The sequence below is a fragment of the Chitinophaga sp. RAB17 genome (genome assembly GCF_052114225.1).
Classification (GTDB): Bacteria; Bacteroidota; Bacteroidia; order Chitinophagales; family Chitinophagaceae; genus Chitinophaga.
The window spans coordinates 1,511,134-1,533,259 of record NZ_JBFREI010000001.1; the positions used below are offsets into that span (position 1 = coordinate 1,511,134).

A 22,126-nucleotide genomic window follows, 5' to 3' on the forward strand; every position below is an offset into this window, starting at 1 on the left:
GTAGGTTGATATTATTTTTTCTGTACGTATACTTTTTTACCGTTGATACTGAAGGTTATATTTCCCGCTATTTCCAGCATTTTAAATACTTCTGAAATATTTACCTGCCGGCGGATAGCCCCGTAGTAGTGCTTCTCCGGGATATCTCCTTTAAATTCAACTTCTATATCATACCAGCGTGTCAGTTGCCGCATGATGTCCTGAATAGTTTCATTTTCGAAATCAAACAAATCATTTTTCCAGGCGAGGATCTGGTGAACGTTTACTTCTTTTACCAGGTGAATGTGATGATCTTCCTCCCCTGAAAGATGGGAGAGTTGTGCCTGTTGGCCAGGTGCCAGCAAAGCAGAGATCCTGGTTTTGGTAGTAGCATCTTTTATGGTTGACATACGCACACTGCCTTCCAGCAGTGTCGTTTTAACGAGTGATTCATCTTTGTAAGCCTTTACGTTAAAATGAGTGCCCAACACCCTTACTTCTGCGCTTCGTCCGCCGGCAGGAGGAACCGTAGCCACGATAAATGGAGCCTTCCTATTATGTGCCACTTCGAAATAGGCTTCTCCACTTAGTTCCACCTTTCGGATAGTGTCATCAAAAACAGCCGGGTAACGAAGTGACGAGGTGGCATTCAGCCATACTTTGGTACCATCCGAGAGTATTACCATATATTGCTTTCCCCTGGTAGTAGAGATGGTATTGTATATCGTGGTTGTCCCGCTTTTGCCAGCCACCGCATAGGATAGCCGCCCGTTTTGTTTTATAACACTACTCCCTCCCTGACTGGCAAGATGGCCATTAGCCGCATCATCCAGCACAATACTGGCACCATTGGCAAGTGTTAATACTACGTTCCCGTTCGCCGGCGTGATATCGTTTTTTAATTTAGCCAGTTGATGATGATGTACCGCTGGGGAAGTTTTCTTCATCAGCAGGTAGCCCGAGGACAAAAACAGCAGAAGAACAGCAGCGGCAGCGGCCCAACTGCGCCAGTATTTCATTCGCTGTTTTTCTACAGGTGCCTGAAGTGCATACTGCAACATCCGGTTGCTCTTTTCCTCATCAAATACCGGCTGCGTGGGAACAAAGCTCTCCCAGGTTCCATCCATCAATGACAACACCTCCTGGTCAGATGCGTTTTCGGCCAACCACGACATTAGTTCAGCCGCTTCTTCCGGAGTGGCCAGTTTTTCAAAGTATCGCTGGAAAAGGTAATGCTGTCTTTCGCTCATCATTATGTGGATGCATTTTTCAGGGGTAAGACACAGAAAGTCGGCAAAAGGGGTAATGCGCTGTAAACTTTTTTTTCGGGAGAGCGATTTTTATACCAAAGAAGAGAAAATGCCGATGGCTATAACCGGCATACCGGCGTGCTGACGCACGTAATTCATAATAAACCTTACAGCCAGTTGGAGATGTTTTTTAACCGTATCCCGGGAAATGTTCATCCGATTGGCTATTTCCTCATAAGTCAGATCTTCACTGCGGCTCAGTAAATAAGCCTTTTGTTGTTGGGGTGGTAGCTTGGCCACAGCTTCATCGATCAACCTGAAGTAGGTTTCCTTATTCAATTCGTCCTCCATAACACTGCCTGCCGTTTGGCCCCACTCATGTTGGTTAGCTCTTTCTTTTGCGAGCTGCCGCAGGTTATTCAGGGTTTGATTCCTGCACAACCGATACAAATAGGATCTGATATTCTCTACATCGTTGAGCAGGTGCCTCTTGGTCCATATCTTTACGAATGCTTCCTGCACAATTTCTTCTGCCGCCGTGATAGACCCCGTGATCCTGCAGATGTATTCCCCCAGCTGTTGATGGTAAGTATGGAAAAGATGGGTAAACGCCATATCGTCACCTGCCGCAATACGCTGCAGGAGCTCTTTTTCACAACGATATATAATTGGTCCTAAAGTGATTTTGGCGATTTACTATGTCCACGATTGTAACGAAGATAAGTGATGGCGAGCGGTTTTGCTATTATCATCATCGCAATGTTTGTTAGTATATTCACTATTTCGGGGTAAAATAGCGTATTTTTTATATATAATATGCAAGCTGCCATTCTATAGTGGGCAGGTTATGTTTGCTTTCATCTAATACAATAGAAATGTATGTCTATCCCCTACCACACATCGTTTGAAGCTACTTATCCAGATAGTAGATTTACCATTGGAGAATCTCTATGAAAGCAAGTGCTAAAATCCGGTCGAGCTAATTTCCAGTCATTTATACAAAAGCAATAAAGCCGCACAATGGCGGCCTTATTGCTGTCTTCACTTTGCTATTAAACCATCAGGAGGTGTCTGCTTCACCTGCCAGAAGATTATGTTTTACGCGCATTTCATTTTTGCGACGTTCTCTTTTCTATTTTTTTAAGACTTTTCACTCCTATTCCAGTGCATTCTTCCATTTGGTAGTACGACCTGTAAACCACATTGGAAGATCCGGGTTATTGGTAGAGCTGATGATATTCCAGCCTTCGGGATCGGAAGCCTGAATGCTGCTTGGATAGCTCATTCTTTCTTTCCATTTGTATTTATCATACATAGAAGCTGGATTTGTACCCACATATTTAATTAATCTGCGGGCAGCAGTGTATGGCACTTCAAAGTTTATCATATTGTAGTGCAGCTGCAGCTGATTAAAAATTGCCTGTACCTGTTGCACGCTTGACATGGCATCAAATTTCTGGGCGGCATTTTCAGCAAAAGCACTTGCATTATATTCCATAGCAGGTTTGGCATTGATTCTCGAATCATCCATCGTGGTTGGCATCGCCGGCAAAGTGGTCTTTGAATACTGATTTGAGTTATTCAGTTCATACCAGTATTTGCAGGACAAGATGATCGCATTCTTGTAGTGTTCGCGGGCACTTCCATTCAGTTGCCCCCAACCTCTTACTGCTGCTTCAGCCAATGAAAGCTCTGTTTCAACCGCATGAATGGTTGGAAACTTCAGTGCAAAGTTGAATTCGGGGCGTACATTATATGCGGCAACCAGATTTCTTTCAGAACCTACGTTCCCATCAGTGTCCTCGGAATTAGCGAGTCTACTGCGAAGTGCATTTAACAGGAATGCTTCACGTTTGCTCAGATCTGTTTTTGACGCTGCATCCAATTCAATTGACAGGCTTTTGTTTGGACCATAATAAAAGGTGGTCTTTGAAATGTCAGTCATGATAGGATCGTTGATGTAGTAGCCACGCAAAACTTTATTTAAATAACTATTTGGATCTGCATTGCCATCCCATTTTGTTTCAGTACCCAGATATCTGCCAATACAGTCTGGGGAGAAGATATAAGAAACACGCGGATCAACAGTACCATTCAACAAACCTGTTGCGGAATTATCACCACTAAAATAGAATAATGTTTTTCCGTTTACCACCTTGCTGCCTTCGGTCGGTTGACAATACATCACGTCCTGCAGGAATTTTTTCCCTGCTGTGAAATCAGCCCCTCTTTCCCTGAAAGAACGTGTAATTCCTAATTCATTACAAATACGATTCAGTGCAATAACAGCGATGTCGGCCACACCAGCTACATCGTTATAGTCGGTCAATAAAGGCTTGCCCTGCAACTCTGTCAGCACTTGCCTTGTAAGCGCAGGCGTCACCTCGCTTACGTTCATTGCACAACGTAATCTCAATGAATTAATATACTTACGCCATTTCAAAAGATTTCCACCAAAAAGGATATCCTGTTGATTAAAGGATGCCTGCTGAGTAGAAGTGAGTGTCAGATTCGTCAGCGTTGCATCAGCAGCTTTCAATTCGTTGATTATTTTCGGATAGATTTCCGCCTGACCAAGATACTTTGCTTTAAGTCCGTCCAATCCACCTGCAGTACCTGTTTCTATGTATGGCACCTTATCATACATGTCAGTGGCTCTTTGATAAGCATACCCTTTTAAAACATGCATTAAGGTGATATACAGACTATCTGAAACGGTACGTTTCTCCGGTGCTGTTTTATTGTATTCCCGTTGTGCCCAGATTATTGGCGTGATCCATTGGGTATTCACGAAGTTGAAAATAGATTCGTTAAAACCACCTGTCCCCCAGTCATGCTCAACATCTGCAAGCGAGTATGCACCCCCTTCTGACATTACGTTATAAATTTGAATGCCACTAGCCGTAATCCTTCCTCCACTTCTTACCTGGTGATAAACAGAACCATAATCTCCACTCAAAAAGAATCCCTGCGTTAGCTGAGAAGTGAAGAATCCGGCAATAACACTTACGCCGGACTTATCCGCCATATCTTTCGAATATCCATCCGGATTCTGATATAATTCTTCCAGTTTCTTCTTACATCCTACGGAGGATATTAACAACGTAAGTAAGAAAAGCGATTTTAAATGTATGTATTTCATCTTAGTTGCTTTTAGAATTTAGTTTTGATAGAAATACCTATTGAACGTTGTGCAGGTAATGCTGTTGTTCCATAGGAACCTACGCCCCAGCCGGTTCCGTTAGTGGATTCCGGTACTGAATTTGGCGCCGCTTTATAAAGATAAGCCACGTTGTTTGCAAAAACAGATACCGTCAGACTGTTCATGCGGATTTTTTGAGCGATCTTCCGACCCAGATTGTAGTCGAGTGCTACGTTACGCAGTGCTATATAGTCGCTTTTAAAGATTCTGTCTTCAGGGAAGAAACCATTTGAGAAGTATGAATCGTAATAGTAATTGTCCGCAGAAACTACTTTTGTATTTGTTTTACCATCAGTGCTAACGCCATCCAATATCACACCATCATGGAAGGTAGGTCCGCCATTGGGATTATTACCAGCTACTTTTTTGGAATTAGCATCTAAGTAATAAGCCGCGCCACCATGTGCTGCATCTCTGTATTTCAGTGTTTCATTCAACGCACCGGCAGCCATCATATAAGTTTCTGATCCTGACAGGAACGTAGCGCCAAACTGGTAGTCGATATTTGCCACCAGGCGGAAGTTTTTGTAGGAAAAGGAATTGAAGATGCCACCTGATATATCAGGAATTGTTTTACCAATCAATTTTGCAGTGCTTTTGTAGTCATAAGCAGATCCTGCAGCATTTACTACTTTTTTGCCGTTAGCCGGATCATCTGCTTTATCAGGATTATTGTAAGTGTAAGTTGACTTAGTCAGGTAAATCTGACCATACTCCTCGCCTACATTAGCCACTGTATTTACAGCGCCAAATGAACTCCATAAGGTAAGAGATTGCAGTTTGCCATCCAGTTTTTTAACAACAGTTTTACCGTGTGCAAACATCAGATTCAAATCCCATTCAAAATCCTTGGCTAAAACCGGTTTTGTTTTAATAGCCAGTTCCCATCCTTTGGCCATCACGTCACCAGCATTCATGCGCTGATTCTTAGCTCCTGTTCCCGGAGGGGCAGCTACTGCCATGATCTGGTCGTAGATATCAGATTTGTAATACGAGAAGTCTATACCGATTCTTCTGTTCTTCAACAGATAAGTTTCAAAACCTACTTCCAATTCACGTTTACGCTCAGGTTTTAAGTTGGGTACGCCATTACCATCCATTGGAGGAATATCGCCGGGAGGAGTAAACACATATCCACCACCTACTTGAGAAACATCATAGTTTACGTTACTGAAATAGCGTGGACCCGGACGTCCCACATTTGCCCATGATGCCCTTACTTTGGCGTAATCAAACACTTCCGGCAACTTCCAGCTTTCGCTTAAAATCCAGGCGGCACTTATACCTGGGTAGAAATAATGGTTATTGCCTGGAGGTAAAATAGAAGACCAGTCTTGCCTACCCTGTACTTCAATATAAACCTGGTTTCTCCATGCCAGCTGTGCAGATCCCAATAAGCTATACAATATATCCTGTCCGTTTATAGCCTGGTAAGTTGGTGATACGCCCAGTGGTAAATTAGTAAACGAGAAGAAGTTAGGAATCCCCATCAATCCAGGGCCATATCCATTTACAGATGCACCTTTTCCTTCTGTATAATTTTGTCTGATCACACCTCCGACAAAACCGGATAAATCAAAATCACTGTTTATTTTAGTATCGAAATTTAACATACCCTGACCATAGGTATTTCTAAATATATTAGTCATATCACTATACATCATACCACTGGTGGGCCCTAATAACTGCGGGTCCAGCAATCTGCCTTTATATTCATTCCGCTCTGTGCTATAATCAATACCACCCATCAGCGTAGCACTAAATATTTTGTTGATTTTTATATCAGCAGATAATGACTGAATAGTATGCAATCTTGAGAAAGTAGATTTGTTATAAAGTTGATCCCACAGGAAACCAACCACCCCTTTTCTACCATTGGATATTAAGTTCCTACGGCTTGGGCTGGCAAAGTAGTTATAGCCATCTGGTGTTAACAGATGCGATTCTAACAGACCAACATTAATATCAGCACTGAAGGCTCCAATTTCTGTCTGCTGACCTTCTCCGTTCATGGTGCTCAGGTTGGAAGCATTCAGGTTCCTGGAAAGATACAGGTTACCGGAATATTTAAGGGTGATGTTATCGTTTATTTTACCAGATGCACTAAGACTAAAAGTATTTTTATCATACTGAGAACCTGGTCTGATCGGCGTCATACTTAAATTAGTGTAGGAGAAACGGAACTGTCCCTGTTCGCCTCCACCACTTATTGCCGCGTTTGTGGTATTTTGATGCCCTGTCTGGTAAAGGTCATTATAGATATTTTTGGTTTGCGCCTGCCATGGTCTTTCTACACCATCCCACCATAAAACCTTCACGCTGGGGTCAAATTTTGGTCCAAATGCCTGGGCACCGGTACCATCTCCCAATGTAGTTGCCAGCGCTCTTTTTCCGTTCACATCAAGATAATATCCATCCGCATCATTTCTGGGGTTGCTGGGGCTGGAACCTGTACCATATTCATTTTGTAATTTAGGCAGGAAAGCTGCGCGGTCCCATGAAGTAGTATAAGAAGCGGATACTCCAAGCCCTGTTCCTTTAGTACCACTTTTGGTAGTAATCAACAGCACACCATTAGCACCTTCACTACCATACAATACAGATGCTTTCGCTCCTTTGAGAATTTCCATAGAAGCAATGTCGTCAGGGTTGATATCGTTAATACCAGTTCCGTTGTCACGATCTGTAGCGGCAAAACCCATTTTGGTATTCTGGTCATGAATGGGCACACCATCTACCACAATCAGCGGACGTGTGGTGGAATTCTCGTCAAAAGATACTGCATTACGAATGTTGATTTTCATACCGGCAGTAGGGCCCGCTGCTGTTGCAGCCACCTGTACGCCGGGTGCAGCACCATAGAGTGCCTGTAAGGGATTGGAAGGGGTACCACTAATCATAATCCTGTCAGCATCTATTTTGGATACAGCGTATCCTAATGCTTTGGATTGTTTTTTGATACCAAGTGCCGTCACCACTACCTCATCAGTAGTTCGTACACTAGGTACCAACGTTATGTGCATAGAAGAGGTTGCAGGCAGTTCCTGTGTTACATATCCAATAAAAGAAATGACCAGCTTTGCATCTGGTTTTACGTTAATAGTAAATGTACCCTGTTTGCCGGTCAGTACACCGTTGACGGTACCTTTTTCGCCGACAGTAGCTCCTTCAAGAACTGCGCCTGTGCCATCCTTAATGACACCTGTAACTGTCATTTTCCCCTGCCCATAAGCAAACATGCTTCCTATGCAAAAGAGCATAAAAAGCAAAAGACATTTCTTGGTTGACTTCATCATTTTTTAGTTTTAATAATTGAATAGAACTGATTTTGGTATAGTATCACGAATGGGAATCTTCTATGTTGCAGGCTATTTGCATCTGCTATAGAAATCAGCACCAGACTGCTAATTTCTATAGTCAAAAACTTACAATACCGAACAGATCACCCTGCTGATAATACTGACGGTAGATAGCGTTTGTTGAGATAGTATTTTTTTATGCATTCAGGCTAAGCCGGTTTTCCCGGTTATAAGACAGTAATTAGTCGCCATATGCAATGTTACACACATTGTATATGGTACTTTATGTACCACTCTCGCCAAATGACAAAGGATACTCGGCTTTGTTCAAGGCTTCAGCACTATAGCCTGTAAGGTTATTACTCATTCTTCCTCGCAGTTTCAATCCTTGTTGCTGATAATGGCTGGAATTACATGGCCGCCGTTTAGTGTGTTCAGTACTCATTCTTTTGATTCATACTTTGCAGAAGCAGTAGCTATTGCGCTATTTCTTAGCACAAAAAAATGTTTTGCTGTCTTGATTATTATAACGGGATAAAGGCGTCTTGCTTGAAAGACATCACTTATCGTTCACCAACGCTACTTGATGATAGAGATATTTTAACGCGCATATGCTTACGAATAACAAAGTGATTGATAAAAAAGTCTGGCTATTTAGTGAAATTCTCGTTGACTGTTTAAAGAAAATCTGGTTCTTTAAATTATTGCTGATTCTGATTGAATTAAATTGTTGTAGGTTGATTTGCGTTGGACGAAATATGCTAATCAGTCTTTGATTAAACGTTTTAGCAATCAGTAAAATAAAAAATGAATCGCTTTTCCCATTGCTCCAAATGCTCTTTTTCTTCTTTTTCAAACCTATGTAAAGTTTTTCAAGTCGCGCAATTTTTTAACAACTTTTTTAGAAAAAAGTCAATATAGAATTGTTTTTTATCAAAATAGAATCATTAATCTAGTTTATCTATTCACCTAACTAAGGAAGTTTAATGTAATGGCTGTAATTCAGTTTACCTATATTTGTTATACGTCGTTGCAACCTGCCCTTGTGCGTGCTGTATTTGTAACCTATCTATAAATAAAATGAGTTGGCTGTACTTTTCAAGTGTCATTGTATCTATCTATTTGTTATTGTTGCTAATCGGAAAGCCTGATAAGACGACTGCCGACAAAATTTTAATCATCTGGCAATTATTTGCCACTTTACACCTGGCGGATCTTTATTTCGTTATCTCCGGGCGTTATCACCAATTTCCCTACCTGTTGGGGTGGAGTGGCGTTTTTCCGCTCGTCCATGGACCCTTTCTCTATCTCTATATTTTACATTTAACGGCTAAAAAAAAGCCGGCCCCCATGTGGTTGTTGCATTTTTTGCCGGTGGTACTAATCAGTATTTGTTGGTTGCCGTTCCTCCTGTTACATCCACAGGAAAAAATACGGGTATTCGATAACGGACTACCAGCTTTTAGCTATCTGGCTATCTTCACTAATATTACCATTATTATATCAGGAGTGAGTTACATCACCGCATCGGCAATATTGCTATATAAATTTAAACGGCAACTGAAAGAGGAGTTTTCCAACACGGAGAAGATCAGTTTAAACTGGCTCCGTTACCTGATCGGAGGTATGGGAATAATCTGGTTATTTGTGGTATTCTATCAAACGCCGCAAACAATTTACCTCAGCGCATCTCTGTTTATATGTTTCATCGGTTTTTTTGGCGTACGCCAAAAAGCCATATTCAAATCTCCTGCCCCTTCTATCGGGATGGAAACCGAAAAAGAGGAACCTGTACCTATTGCAGTCAGTCAGCCAATAGTAGTTGAAGTACCCGCTGCCAGGATTAAATATAAAGGGTCTTCCCTTACAGAAGTAGATGCATTAAAGATCCAGGAACAACTAAACGAGTTAATGGACCAAGAGCGGTTGTACACGAATCCTGAACTCACATTGGGAGAAGTTGCCCGGCTTCTGCAGGTCCATGATGCCATTTTGTCTCAGGTTATCAACTCAAAATTCGATCAGAGTTTTTACGATTATATCAACTCTCTGCGGGTGGAAGCATTTAAAAAAGTGGTTGCGGCTCCAGGAAGCAAGAGCTATACCTTATTGTCTATCGCTTTCGAATGTGGTTTTAATTCAAAGTCTTCCTTCAATCGGAATTTCCGGAAATTCACAGGTCAGCAGCCATCTGCATATTTAAAGGATCAATATCCCTCATCCTGAGGAAAATCTCTCTTTTTCTTATTGTTTATCGCAAAAAAAAGGTGTCATCATAGCTGGTGGGGCGATTCCCATGGCCTCATTCCTCACATTTGTGGCGGTTTTCGTCTGGTACGAGTCCTATTTCATTTTTTATCCTACAAGATAAATTCAGTCATTTTATGAAGCTTATTATTACATGTTTCAGTTTGTTATTATTGGTATCCGCCTGCAAGAAAGAAAAATTCGAAAGTGCTCGCATCAGCACATTTGATCTTACTTCATCGGTCAATGGCGCCACCTATAATATAAAAGTTGCGCTCCCCAAACACTTCTCTCCAACCACGACCTATAAAACATTATACGTACTTGATCCCAAAACGGACTTCGACCTGGTGGCTTTAGAATGCGACAAAAAGTCATCCGATCTAAACAAAGAAGAAATTCTGGTCATTGGTATAGGTGGGGGCAATAACCGCCTGGATGACTATTTACCCGTATCCTACAAAGGGCATAAAGGAGAAGCTGATAAATTCATTCAATTCATCCGGCAGGAGTTGATTCCCAAAATGGAACAGGATTTTCACGCATCAGATAACCGGAAAGACAGGGGTATGATAGGACATTCTGCCGGCGGACTATGCGTAGCTTACTGCTTTACAAATTATCCCGGGATATTTGGAAATTACCTCTGTCTTARTCCCTCGTTTTGGCTGGGCGATCAGATCGTTCTTAAAAACGAGAGAGCAAACCGCGTTGCCAATCAAACTACCTCTGGTATATTTTTTTTGGCTGCAGGTGAACTGGAAGAAGAAATAATGCTGCCTCCCATAGCGCTGTTTAACCGTGTGTTAAATCAATATTACACTGGCTTCGCCCAGCAATACCATCTTGCCAAAGGCCTGGATCACCTGGGTTCCAAAACTCCAAATATTAAAAAGGCAATAGCCTTCTACTTTCAACAATTATAAATCGCTCTCCTATGCGTCTGATACTTATTTGCATTTCTCTTTTTATTACTACCTGCGTACAGGCGCAGGATACGCTTCCATTACTGGAAATTAAACCAGCCCTGGGTATTACCTGGATTACGGTAAAGCCTACACTGTCTGTCATGGCCTTTCATCAGTTCACCCCAAAACTTTCTATCGCCTCCCATTCGATGTTCAGCTTTCTGCTATTCAGGAATTTTCCACAGAAATATATCAAAACGAATTACAACTCTACCCTTGCTCAAAAGTTGGGTATAGGATATTCTTTATACGGTCCAAAAGGGCAAACACGTCATACTATCTTGCTAATGGGTGGAATAAAATACATCGCATTCAGCGAAACACTTGACAATCCCGAGTTAGATAAAATAACTACATCTACACACAGTATAGTACCGGATTATGGAGTGATGTATGATGTTTCATTCGGTGTCAAAAGGCGAACATTCGATGCACGACTATATTTTCCTTTTTATCCTATCCGGTATTATCCTCTGGGCACGGTTAGTAATATTGGTTACCTGGAGTTAGGAGTGGGGGTTAAATTGAATAGAAGGCGATGAAGATTATAGCTACTCTCATTGGGTGATGAATATTCGTGGGAGGACGCATTCCTGACTGGAGATTCATTGATCCAAAAGTATGAATCAGTTCTATCATAGGACTTCGGGGAAAATGCCTGGTGGGAATCAGCTATTTATCACGAAGTCCTTTGACGGTCTTCATGGCAGTCTGAAAAGTCAACTAAAAGAAACGATGCTATTTCCCGATACAAAACTTACTAAAAATATAATCCAGCCTATCCTCATTTGTCACCTCACCAGTTATCTCTCCCAGGTAATGCAAACAAAGCCTGATATCCAGCGCCAGTAAATCTCCTGGTAATCCGTTATCCATACCTTCTTTTACATCCTGCAATGATTTCAGTACTTCCTGCAATGCAGCATAATGTCGTGCGTTGGTGATGATCGTATCTTCTGTATTCACTTCACCTGCTATTACTTTGCGGACGAGTGCATCTTTGAGGTCCTGGATATGCGCATGATTTTTTGCGGAGATAAAAAGTATATCGGGGATGTGGGAAAATTTAGTGCGGATAGCTTTTTCGCCGGTGATATCGGTTTTATTACCAACGAGGAGATAGTTGATGTTATCTGCTTCGAAGGCACTGATCTGATTACGTATATCCGTAGCCGATAGTTCGTTTACATCGAACAGGTAAACGACTACACCTGCTTCTTTGATTTTCTCCATCGTTTTTTGTACGCCTATGCTTTCGATGGTATCCCGACTTTCGCGGATGCCAGCGGTATCAATGAGGCGGAAGAGGATGCCGTCAATGTTGAGGATTTCTTCGATGGTATCGCGGGTGGTACCGGCAATATCGCTGACGATAGCGCGGTTTTCATTAAGGAGGGTATTGAGCAGGGTAGATTTACCAGCATTAGGTTTACCAACGATGGCGGTATTTACGCCGTTTTTAATGACGTTTCCCATGCGGAAGGAGTCGATCAGGTGTTGGAGTACGCCGGTAGCATTTGAAACAAGGGCATATAAGCCCGTACGATCGGCGAATTCCACATCTTCCTGGCTGAAGTCCAGTTCGAGCTCGATAAGGGCAGAAAAGGTGATTAATTGCTCACGTAGGGCATGTAATTCTTTAGAGAAGCCACCGCGCATTTGTTGCATGGCTGTTTGGTGGGAGGCAGCGGAGTTGCTGGCGATGAGGTCAGCTACTGATTCTGCCTGGGTAAGGTCCAGTTTACCATTGAGGAAGGCCCGTTGGGTGAATTCACCTGGTTTGGCCAAACGCGCGCCGGATTTGATGGTGGCGTCAATGATTTGTTGTTGAATATAAGGGGATCCGTGGCAGGATATTTCTATCACGTCTTCTCCGGTATAAGAGCGCGGGCCTTTATACAAACTAACGACTACTTCATCAAGAACACGTCCCTCAGATACGATATTGCCGAAATGCAGGGTATGACTGGCTTGTTGCGTAAGGTCTTTGGCGGGGAATAGTCCATTGCAGATAGCGTAGGTACCTGGGCCACTCAGTCTTATAACTGCGATGGCGCCGAGGCCTGGCGCGGTAGCTACGGCCACAATAGTATCATCAAATCCTGTTAGTTTACCCAGCATACCTGTTTAGTTTATGATTATTTCCCAAAGGGCACAAATTTACGATAATCGGTGCTACCATCCATGGTTGTAAAAATCAAAAGTCCCGTTCCAACGATGTTGAAACGGGACTTTTGAAATTATGTTGATACAGTACTACTCCTGCAAAGTAAAGCGGATAGGGAGGTTGAACTGTACAGAAACCTGGCGGCCATTTTGCTTACCAGCTTTCCATTTAGGCATGGTTTTCACCACACGAACAGCTTCTTCTTCCAGGCCACCACCTTTTGCGGCACCTACTGTTTTAACGTCTTTAATGTTTCCTTCAGAGTCTACTACGAACTGAACGAATACTGTACCGGAGATACCATTTTCCTGCGCAACGCGTGGGTAACGGATATTTTTGCTCAGGTACTTCGCCAGTGCTTCCTCACCACCTGGGAAGGTTGGAGGTTGTTCTACGAAGGTGAAAATTTCCTCTTTCGCAGGAGCAGCAGGAGCAGTTACTACACCGGTACCTTTACTATCTTCCAGTAATCCCGGATCGATACCGTTTGGATCACCTTCTACAGTTTTAGTACTGATGGCTTTGTCCTTGATGTCCTCATGTTTAGGAGGTTCCTCATCCGGTGGTACTTCGTTATCTTTCTTAATAACCGGAGGAGTGAATTGTACTGACGGTTTTACCGGTGGTGGTGGTGCAGGCGGTGGAGGTGGCGGAGGTGGCGTTTTCGGATCATCCGGTAACTTCACATCTTCCATCTTAATTTCCTGTATCACCGGCTTCTTGAGGTTATCTCCCTCAGCAGCTCTAACCCACTGTGATATCATGTACGTTGCAAAGAATATTACAAACAATGACGCGGTTCCTAAAATGGCATTCCGCACACGCTTATTATACTGTCTCCGCAAATCGTACGCCCCATATTCCTTATTCCTGCCGTCAAACAGGATATCGAGAAAATCGGACTTTAAGACTTTAGCAGAATCCATTGTTGTTGTTTTATGATGGATGCAAAAAAATAATTATTCCACAAAACTATTTAGCTGGAGGCGTTGGAGTAGAAGATACACCGTTAGCTGCTTCTGTAGACTGTATCCATTTTTTATCCTGGTCACTGATGTCTACGGTTGCGTAACGCTGAATTCTATTGATCGCCATTTCGTCAAGGATATCAACGAAATTCTTATAATTGGCATCGTTATCAGCCTTTATAATCACTACAACGTCTTCTGGTTCACCTTTTGCATTTCTCAGTCTGGCAACTTCGTCCCTTTTCTTAATGATCTCATCTCTGATTCCTCCTGTGTTGGCAAAAGTTGTTGCCTTGAAGAAGTCAGGATTAGCAGACGCATTAGGGTCTTGTGCCAAACCTTCGTAATAGTAAACACGATTATCTTTTCCGAGTAAAATGGTCAGGGCCGTACTTTCTTTTACTTTGTTCTGGTCCTTTTCATTTTCGGTATCCTTTGGCATGATCAAGTCCATTGTTTTGGGCTTGGACATGGTAGTGGTAAGCATGAAGAAGGTAATCAACAGAAAACCTAAATCCACCATGGGTGTCATATCTACACGGGTAGACTGTTTCTTGGATTTCGTCCCACCGTGTTTCTTCCCTTTCCCACCACTACTACTGGTATCCATTTCTGCCATAGTAGCCAATTTTTTTTAGTTCTTAAATCAACAGCCTTCCTGGTCAGGAAGCATTTGCTGTCGTTTACTTCTTTTTGCCACCAGCCTGTTGTTCTTCCCAGGCAGCAGTACCTTTCGGCGCTTCTTCCAGGTTAGTAACCAGGTTCAGTTTCTGAATTTTCTTTCTCTTGAAAGTTTCCAGAATTTCTTTGATCTTAGGATAGGGTGTTTGGTTATCCGCCTTGATACAATACTTCACTTTATTGAGGTTTGTACCCTGAGCTGCATTACCATAATCAATCCATGCTCCTAATTCACCGCTGGCAGAATCTGTAGGGATTCCTTTATCCAGACCGGAAGTTTTACGTTGATCCTCTGTGAGGCCAAGGTAAGCTTTCAGATCTTTGATAGGTGCTCCTACGCTGGCTCCTGTAACAAAGTTTTTCATTTCTTTGTCAGTGAGGCCCAGTTTATACTGCGTATTCAGATCTTCTATCAGCTTTCTTCTTTTAGGCTGGCCATCCATGCTGAAAAACACTCTACCATCCTTATCTACTGTGAATAACAACACATCAGAATCAGGCAAAAGGGTAGTGTTTATAGAGGATGGGGTAACTACCGTTACCGGTTCATCCGGTTTGAACTTAGTTGCCAGCATAAAGAAAGTTAATAGCAGGAAAGCCACATCACACATTGCTGTCATGTCAATGGCGGTGCTTTTCCTTGGCATTTTAACTTTAGGCATCTTTACTCTGTTTTATGGTTTACTTTAAATAGATTCAAAACCGCTTACTTTCCACAAAATAATCTCGGATTATTTATGATTAGCAGCAAAGCTCTGTGTTAAAGTAAAGCCAGATTCGTCAATAGCGTAAGTGATGCTATCGATATTGGTAGTAAAGTAGTTGTACATTACAATCGCAACAGCAGAAGTACCGATACCCAGTGCTGTGTTGATCAATGCTTCAGAGATACCACCTGCCAGCTGTGCAGAGTCTGGTGCACCACCGGAAGACATCGCTGCGAACGCACGGATCATACCCAATACTGTACCGAACAGACCTAACAGGGTAGCTACGGAAGCAATAGTAGACAAGAACACCAGGTTCTTTTCCATCATTGGCAGTTCCAATGCAGTTGTTTCTTCAATTTCGTTTTTAATGGTCAGAATCTTCTGCTCTGTATCCAGCTCAGTATTAGAAACCATTTCTTTGTACTTTTTCAGACCAGCTTTCAGTACGTTACCCACAGAACCTTTTTGTTTGTCACACTCAGCCAGTGCTGCATCTATATTGCGGTTAGCCAGGTGATACTGTACTTTACGTACCAGCTCAGAACCGCTGAATTTACCTTTTGCTTTTGACAGGTAAAGAAAACGCTCAATCACGAAAGTCAAACAAACCAGTAATACGGAGATCAGGATCGGTACGATCAAACCACCTTTGTAAACAGTAGCAAACCATTTGCCGATACCAGAATCAACTGGATGTCCTTCAGGATTGTTACCCTGGAAGTTAGCTGGGTTACCTAATACAAAAAAGTAAAACAGAAAACCTATCACTAAGCAGATAGGCACAGCCAACGTCGCGAACAAGTTGGATGACTTAGGTTGATGAGAAGAAGCCTTAGCTGTAGCTGCAGTCACAGTTGTTTTAGTCTCAGCCATGTTGATTGAAATTTTAGTGTTAAAAATTAAACTATTGTTTGTTAGAAGTTACTAATTACGATACCCTATTGTGGAATGCCCCTCAGCACTCAATTTACTGTTTTAATCAGTGATTCGCAAAGTTATACGGTTGGTCCAAAAAAACAAGTGCAGCTCAAAAAAACCCACAAAAATTAACTTTCACACGCAAAAGCCCCATCACAGGGCTTTTAGACCACTCATTTTTTTAGAGCAAACACTTACTTAAGCGAAAAAACCAATGTTGCAGTTTTCACAACTGATTGTTACTGTCCCAATTCTTGAAATCGTTTGATTTTTTTCAAAGTTGGACGCACAATTTAAGAAAAAATTCAAATGTTCCAACAGAAATCTTACAATTCTGATAACTTATTTATTTCCGCGCCAGTCAACACTTTCAGCCCAAGCTAATAGCATTTAGCAATACTTCATCGATTATTTTTAGTGCTCCTATCTCGAAATTCAATAGCACAGCGGGCATCAACTTCTTCCCATCCTTCTCCCCCATATGTATTTATTATTTGCTATAATAATAAATACTTACATAAAAAAAGTTGCCCCCGCAACTATTGTTTTAACATTTACTTCTCAATTTGACTCTTTTTTTCCATTCCTACAGCCATTGCTGCGCTTATGGATTTTCCTCATAAGTTAATACTTAATATACTTACTTGCAAAGGTTTTTAAAAAAACATAACAAGCAATCAAGAACCAATTATTTAAACCGCAATGAGCAAACCACTTCACAACAAACTGATAATAGCCATGGCAGGCGCACTCTGTCTGGGTACTGCAGTTTTTCACCCTGCGGAAGCACAACGGAAAAAACATTCCCGTAACACCGCACCAACTACTCCTGCACCAGCAAAAGACTCCACAGGAAAACCACCCATGATCAAACCAGGACCTAAACAAGGCCCTAAACCTTTTGCCGAAATCATCACCGATAAAGCAAAATCTGACTCCGGTTTGTTCAATATCTACAAGCTGGATGACCGCTTCTTCTTCGAAATACCCGATTCCCTGCTCGGCAGAGATGTACTCGTAGTGAACAGAATATCCAAATCCGCTGCAAGTCTTCGCGCCGGGATGCTGGGATTCAGCGGTGATATTATCAACGAAAATGTAGTCCGCTTTGAAAAAGGCCCTAACAGCCGCATCTTCCTGAAAAATATTTCCTACTCCGAAGTATCAAAAGATTCCACACAGCCGATGTTCACGTCTGTAAGGAATTCTAACCTGCAACCAATTGTAGCGGCATTTGATGTAAAAGCACTGTCTAAAAACAATCAGGGTAGCATCATCGATTTAACTGAATTCATCAGCGGTGATAACGATATCCTGTTCTTCGACGGACAAGTAAAAAATGCACTCAAACTCGGTGGCGTTCAGCCAGATAAATCTTACATCTCCGATGTAAAATCTTATCCGCTGAATACAGAAATCAAAACCGTAAAAACATACAGCAAAAGCGGTGGTCCTGCCGGTCCGGGCATGCCTCCTGCTCCAGGTGGTAACGCTACAGTAGAATTAAACAGCTCCATGGTTTTATTGCCTGCTGTACCAATGCAGCCACGCTACTTCGATCCGCGTGTAGGCTACTTTACTACCAGCGTAACTGATTTTGATGCAGATCCGCAAGGCGTAAAAAGACTGCAGATGATTACCCGCTGGCGCCTGGAACCAAAGCCGGAAGACATGGAAAAATACAAACGTGGAGAACTGGTAGAACCAGTTAAACCAATTGTATTTTACATTGATCCTGCTACTCCTGAGAAATGGCGTAAATACCTGATCCTCGGTGTTAACGACTGGCAGAAAGCCTTTGAAGAAGCCGGATTCAAAAACGCGATCATCGCTAAAATGGCTCCTACTCCACAGGAAGATTCTACCTGGTCTATTGAAGATGCCCGTTTCTCTGCGATCGTTTACAAACCTTCCGATGTACCTAATGCAAGCGGTCCTCACATTCACGATCCCCGCTCCGGTGAAATCATCGAAAGTCATATCAACTGGTATCACAACGTAATGCGTTTATTGCGCAACTGGTACTTTGTACAAGCAGCTCCTAATGATCCACGCGCACGCAGCATGCAGTTCAGCGATGAACTCATGGGTGAACTGATCCGCTTTGTATCTTCCCACGAAGTAGGCCATACCCTGGGTCTGCGCCACAACTTCGGATCCAGCTCTACTTATCCTGTTGAGAAATTACGTGATAAAGAATGGGTTAAGAAAAATGGCCATGCTGCCTCTATCATGGACTACGCACGTTTCAACTATGTTGCTCAACCTGGTGATGGTATTATTGGTGCCGACCTTTACCCACGTATCAACTACTACGATAAATGGGCTATTGAATGGGGCTACAAACTGCTCCCACAGGCAAAATCCGCGGAAGCAGAAACACCTATCCTGAACAAATGGACCGTTGAAAAACTCAAGGATAAGAAATTCTGGTTTGGTACAGAATCTAACCCTGATGATCCAAGATCACAAAACGAAGATCTGGGTGATAATGCCATGATTGCAAGTACCTACGGTATTAAAAACCTGCAGTATATTATGCCTAACCTCCTCAGCTGGACTAAAGTTGAGAATGAAGGCTATGGCAACCTGGCTGAATTATACAAAGAAATAGCCGGACAATTCGGTCGTTACATGGGCCATGTGGCTAAAAATGTGGCAGGTATCTACGAAACACCAAAAACTGTAGAACAGCCTGGCGCAGTGTACGAATATGTACCAAAGGCAACCCAGAAAGAAGCAGTACAATTCCTTAACAAACAACTGTTTACTACACCTAAATGGCTGATCAACCAGGACCTGCTGAGCCGCTTCGGTGGTGATGCTGTTTCCCTGATCAACTCCCGCCAGGAACCAGTGCTGGATAGACTGATGAGTACCAATACGATCAATAAACTGATCAGCAGCGAAGCTGCATTAGGTACACAGGCTTATGCTCCTACGGAGTTGCTGAACGACCTGAAAAAATCCATCTTCTCAGAAATATATGCACATCAGTCAGTTGATGTGTACCGTAGGAACCTGCAACGCTCTTATGTGGATAACCTGGCAGAACTGGTAACACCTCCTGCTGCTAATCCCATGGGAGCTATGTTTGGCTATGCACCTGCCAATCCGTCTAAATCAGATGCTGCAAGCATTGGCCGCGCTCAGCTGATAGCACTCAGAACAGAATTGCGTGCCGCTGCTGCCGGTGGAGATGCCATGACCCGCAACCATGTACAGGACCTGATTGCCCGTATTGGTAAGGCATTGGATCCCAAATAACTATAAGGCATACACGAAAATAGGAGCACCCTTTCTGGTTATACCGGAAAGGGTGCTTTCGTTGATGTATATCCCAAAGCCTGGTAATTCTTCCGGAAAATGCTTAATATCGCTACATTATTTACTCACGAAGCCTCAAAAAGTGAAAGATCGGACTAACAAAATAACAATTTACGATATCGCTAGCAAGCTTAACCTGTCAGCATCCACCGTTTCACGTGCCTTGCAAAACAATCCACTTATTAACATGGAAACGCGGGAAAAAGTACAGCTGGCTGCTACAGAAATGGGGTATGTGCCCAACTGGATCGCCTCCAGTTTGCGCAAGAAACGGTCAAATATTCTAGGGCTGATTGTACCTCGTACCTCTATGTATTTTCAGAGTACGGCGATAAGTGGTATTCAACATGAAGCCCATAAATATGGATTCAGTATTGTAATTGGCCAGTCAGATGAAACCGTGGCGATGGAAAAAGAGTTGGTACATACTTTTTACTCCCTCCGCGTAGATGGCCTTTTAGCAGTAGCTTCCATGTTTACCACCAACTTTGACCATTTCAGTCCGTTTATTAAAAACAATATCCCACTGGTATTCTATGATCGCGTACCTACAGATTTCCAGGGCTATACCATTACAGGAGATGATTTTAAAGGCGGCTTTCTGGCTACTGAACACCTGATTAAACAAGGTTGCAAGCGTATTGCCCATTTCTCGGGATTACTTACCTGCAATCTTTATCAACAACGGCTTTCTGGCTACAAAGAAGCTTTGGCTCAGTACGACATCCCTTTTGATGAACAACTCGTATATATACATGATCTGACAATGGATGCTGCTACGGTAGCAGCACAACAACTATTCGATGCACAAAAAATGCCGGATGGTATGTTCGCTGCCAATGACAGTTCCGCAGTAGCTTTTATTCGTGAAGCGAGAAACAGGAATATTGCCGTGCCACAACAAATCAAAGTAGTTGGTTATTCCAATGACCTCTCCTCCCGGATCATTTCTCCCTCTTTGACCACTATTGAGCAATCGGGCTATAATATGGGACAGAAAGCAGTGGAAACAATTGTACAGCTGATCAATCACGAAGAGACCGTAAAAGTGACTAAAAATTATATTTTCCCGGTAGAATTAATAAAACGGGAATCTACTGCATCATAGTGCAGTGTTAAACCAATAAACTATATCAATAAAACCTACAACTGTATGAAATCGCGCATCTATGCAGCTATATTGTGCTCGGCAGCCTTTGCTGTAACCTCCTGCAACAGGCATATTTATGTACCTAACCAGGTAAATGCTCCTCTTTTAAAGGAGCGATATGAATTTAAAGGCAGCGTCACTCCTACCAATCTCCAGGGTGCCTTTGCTATTACCGACAATATCGCCATTATGGCAAACGGGCAGTATCTATATGGCTTCAATTATTTAGATCCTGCTAATGAAAATAATTCCAATAATAATGACCTCCTGGTATCCAATCGTACCCGTGGTGGACTGGTAGAAGGTGCCGTGGGATTTTTCAAGCCTTTCGGACCCAGTAAAAAAATGGTGTTTGATGTATACGCAGGTTATGGTGGTGGAGGCTTTAAAACCATTACCCGTGAATATAATAACTCAGGCAGCAGTGGTAACGAGAACGACTATATGATAAAGAACCGTTTCAGCAAAGTGTTCATCCAGCCAAGTATCGGATTTGTACATCCTGTTGTGGAAACTATTTTCAGCAGCCGCTTTTCTATGGTAAATTTTTATGACAGTCAGCTGGGCGTTAAAGCATTTGAGGGTGACGATGCTGGTAAGGCGGATTTTATGCGGATCAATAATAAGCCGATCGCTTTTTATGAGCCTGCATTTACTGTACGTGTAGGATATAGGTATGTGAAATTCCAGTCACAGCTTCAGTTTTCCGTTCCTTTAAATAATGGCTCTTTTAATGATAATAATAATAACTACGATAATATTAATCAATATTTCCAGCAGGTAACCTTTACGATGGGAGTAGCGGTAGATATCGCACGTTGGTATAACCGGAGATAATAACCTTTGTAATTCCGGTTTTTAGTCGGGATTTATATTCAGGTAAATGATTTTTCCCGAGATAGGTAAGTTCTAGAAGAGAATATTTTATAGCAGATGACATAAATAAAAAAAGCCTTAGTGTATAGAACACTAAGGCTTTTTTATAATAAGTATGGCAGCTACCTACTCTCCCGCATTGTTGTGCAGTACCATCGGCCATGAGGGGCTTAACTTCTCTGTTCGGAATGGGAAGAGGTGAACACCCTCGGCAAAACCACCATAAGATCTTCTTTGCTATTACAGCAAACTAATAAGATAACATATCGGGAAAGTTGTATTCAAAATTCTTTAGCGTAATATTTAAAAAATTAAAGCTTACGGGCAATTAGTATTACTCGGCTGCGATATTACTACCCTTACACCTGTAACCTATCAACGTCG

At 42.4% G+C, this 22,126-nt stretch carries 15 protein-coding genes and 1 rRNA gene; 6 read left to right on the top strand and 10 right to left on the bottom strand.

Annotated elements, in window-relative coordinates; genetic code table 11:
• Positions 1-11: 11 nt before the first annotated feature.
• The 4 genes from AB4Z08_RS05955 to AB4Z08_RS05970 all read right to left on the bottom strand — a co-directional run bounded on the left by AB4Z08_RS05955 (position 12) and on the right by AB4Z08_RS05970 (position 7,727).
• A complete protein-coding gene (locus tag AB4Z08_RS05955; protein ID WP_441572814.1) occupies positions 12-1,232 on the bottom strand; it encodes a FecR family protein in 1,221 nt (406 codons plus the stop codon).
• 87 nt (positions 1,233-1,319) lie between these two features.
• Entirely contained in the window at positions 1,320-1,922 is a 603-nt protein-coding gene (locus AB4Z08_RS05960) for an RNA polymerase sigma-70 factor (protein WP_441572833.1), read from the bottom strand.
• 463 nt (positions 1,923-2,385) lie between these two features.
• A complete protein-coding gene (locus AB4Z08_RS05965; protein WP_441572815.1) occupies positions 2,386-4,371 on the bottom strand; it encodes a SusD/RagB family nutrient-binding outer membrane lipoprotein in 1,986 nt (661 codons plus the stop codon).
• 11 nt (positions 4,372-4,382) lie between these two features.
• On the bottom strand, positions 4,383-7,727 hold the full coding sequence (locus AB4Z08_RS05970; RefSeq protein WP_441572816.1) for a SusC/RagA family TonB-linked outer membrane protein: 3,345 nt from the start codon (positions 7,725-7,727) through the stop codon (positions 4,383-4,385).
• Positions 7,728-8,810: 1,083 nt separating this feature from the next.
• Here AB4Z08_RS05970 and AB4Z08_RS05975 point away from each other — a divergent pair.
• The 3 genes from AB4Z08_RS05975 to AB4Z08_RS05985 all read left to right on the top strand — a co-directional run bounded on the left by AB4Z08_RS05975 (position 8,811) and on the right by AB4Z08_RS05985 (position 11,487).
• Positions 8,811-9,956 carry a helix-turn-helix domain-containing protein gene (locus tag AB4Z08_RS05975; protein WP_441572817.1) on the top strand — a complete coding sequence of 382 codons (1,146 nt, stop codon included), beginning with the start codon at positions 8,811-8,813 and terminating at the stop codon, positions 9,954-9,956.
• Between the two features lie 158 nt (positions 9,957-10,114).
• A complete protein-coding gene (locus tag AB4Z08_RS05980; protein ID WP_441572818.1) occupies positions 10,115-10,903 on the top strand; it encodes an alpha/beta hydrolase in 789 nt (262 codons plus the stop codon).
• Between the two features lie 11 nt (positions 10,904-10,914).
• On the top strand, positions 10,915-11,487 hold the full coding sequence (locus AB4Z08_RS05985) for a hypothetical protein (RefSeq protein ID WP_441572819.1): 573 nt from the start codon (positions 10,915-10,917) through the stop codon (positions 11,485-11,487).
• 196 nt (positions 11,488-11,683) lie between these two features.
• Here the strand turns inward: AB4Z08_RS05985 and mnmE are convergent, their stop codons facing one another.
• The 5 genes from mnmE to AB4Z08_RS06010 form a co-directional block, all read right to left on the bottom strand.
• Entirely contained in the window at positions 11,684-13,066 is a 1,383-nt protein-coding gene (mnmE, locus tag AB4Z08_RS05990) for a tRNA uridine-5-carboxymethylaminomethyl(34) synthesis GTPase MnmE (RefSeq protein ID WP_441572820.1), read from the bottom strand.
• A gap of 135 nt (positions 13,067-13,201) precedes the next feature.
• Positions 13,202-14,038, bottom strand: a complete 837-nt coding sequence (locus AB4Z08_RS05995) for a TonB family protein (RefSeq protein WP_441572821.1) — start codon at positions 14,036-14,038, stop codon at positions 13,202-13,204.
• 46 nt (positions 14,039-14,084) lie between these two features.
• On the bottom strand, positions 14,085-14,690 hold the full coding sequence (locus AB4Z08_RS06000; protein ID WP_441572822.1) for an ExbD/TolR family protein: 606 nt from the start codon (positions 14,688-14,690) through the stop codon (positions 14,085-14,087).
• A gap of 73 nt (positions 14,691-14,763) precedes the next feature.
• Positions 14,764-15,423, bottom strand: coding sequence for an ExbD/TolR family protein (locus AB4Z08_RS06005; protein WP_441572823.1), 660 nt, complete (start codon positions 15,421-15,423; stop codon positions 14,764-14,766).
• Positions 15,424-15,492: 69 nt separating this feature from the next.
• Positions 15,493-16,344 (bottom strand): MotA/TolQ/ExbB proton channel family protein, encoded by an 852-nt coding sequence (locus AB4Z08_RS06010; protein WP_133808392.1) that lies wholly within the window; start codon positions 16,342-16,344, stop codon positions 15,493-15,495.
• A gap of 747 nt (positions 16,345-17,091) precedes the next feature.
• Between AB4Z08_RS06010 and AB4Z08_RS06015 the strand changes: the two genes are divergently transcribed.
• The 3 genes from AB4Z08_RS06015 to AB4Z08_RS06025 all read left to right on the top strand — a co-directional run bounded on the left by AB4Z08_RS06015 (position 17,092) and on the right by AB4Z08_RS06025 (position 21,703).
• Positions 17,092-19,656, top strand: coding sequence for a zinc-dependent metalloprotease (locus AB4Z08_RS06015; protein ID WP_441572824.1), 2,565 nt, complete (start codon positions 17,092-17,094; stop codon positions 19,654-19,656).
• A gap of 64 nt (positions 19,657-19,720) precedes the next feature.
• On the top strand, positions 19,721-20,824 hold the full coding sequence (locus AB4Z08_RS06020; protein ID WP_441572825.1) for a LacI family DNA-binding transcriptional regulator: 1,104 nt from the start codon (positions 19,721-19,723) through the stop codon (positions 20,822-20,824).
• A gap of 45 nt (positions 20,825-20,869) precedes the next feature.
• The gene (locus AB4Z08_RS06025; protein WP_441572826.1) at positions 20,870-21,703 is read left to right on the top strand and encodes a hypothetical protein; all 834 of its coding nucleotides are present in this window, start codon (positions 20,870-20,872) and stop codon (positions 21,701-21,703) included.
• A gap of 152 nt (positions 21,704-21,855) precedes the next feature.
• Here AB4Z08_RS06025 and rrf read toward each other — a convergent pair.
• Positions 21,856-21,967 (bottom strand): 5S ribosomal RNA (rrf, locus tag AB4Z08_RS06030).
• Between the last annotated feature and the right edge of the window lie 159 nt (positions 21,968-22,126).

Bases quoted from the DNA above. Each gene is read 5' to 3' on its own strand.
- AB4Z08_RS06010 (WP_133808392.1), bottom strand. From the start codon at position 16,344: ATGGCTGAGACTAAAACAACTGTGACTGCAGCTACAGCTAAGGCTTCT.
- AB4Z08_RS06025 (WP_441572826.1), top strand. From the start codon at position 20,870: ATGAAATCGCGCATCTATGCAGCTATATTGTGCTCGGCAGCCTTTGCT.
- AB4Z08_RS05965 (WP_441572815.1), bottom strand. From the start codon at position 4,371: ATGAAATACATACATTTAAAATCGCTTTTCTTACTTACGTTGTTAATA.
- AB4Z08_RS05975 (WP_441572817.1), top strand. From the start codon at position 8,811: ATGAGTTGGCTGTACTTTTCAAGTGTCATTGTATCTATCTATTTGTTA.
- AB4Z08_RS05995 (WP_441572821.1), bottom strand. From the start codon at position 14,038: ATGGATTCTGCTAAAGTCTTAAAGTCCGATTTTCTCGATATCCTGTTT.
- AB4Z08_RS05985 (WP_441572819.1), top strand. From the start codon at position 10,915: ATGCGTCTGATACTTATTTGCATTTCTCTTTTTATTACTACCTGCGTA.
- AB4Z08_RS05955 (WP_441572814.1), bottom strand. From the start codon at position 1,232: ATGATGAGCGAAAGACAGCATTACCTTTTCCAGCGATACTTTGAAAAA.
- AB4Z08_RS06015 (WP_441572824.1), top strand. From the start codon at position 17,092: ATGAGCAAACCACTTCACAACAAACTGATAATAGCCATGGCAGGCGCA.
- AB4Z08_RS05970 (WP_441572816.1), bottom strand. From the start codon at position 7,727: ATGATGAAGTCAACCAAGAAATGTCTTTTGCTTTTTATGCTCTTTTGC.
- AB4Z08_RS06020 (WP_441572825.1), top strand. From the start codon at position 19,721: ATGTATATCCCAAAGCCTGGTAATTCTTCCGGAAAATGCTTAATATCG.
- AB4Z08_RS06000 (WP_441572822.1), bottom strand. From the start codon at position 14,690: ATGGATACCAGTAGTAGTGGTGGGAAAGGGAAGAAACACGGTGGGACG.
- mnmE (WP_441572820.1), bottom strand. From the start codon at position 13,066: ATGCTGGGTAAACTAACAGGATTTGATGATACTATTGTGGCCGTAGCT.
- AB4Z08_RS06005 (WP_441572823.1), bottom strand. From the start codon at position 15,423: ATGCCTAAAGTTAAAATGCCAAGGAAAAGCACCGCCATTGACATGACA.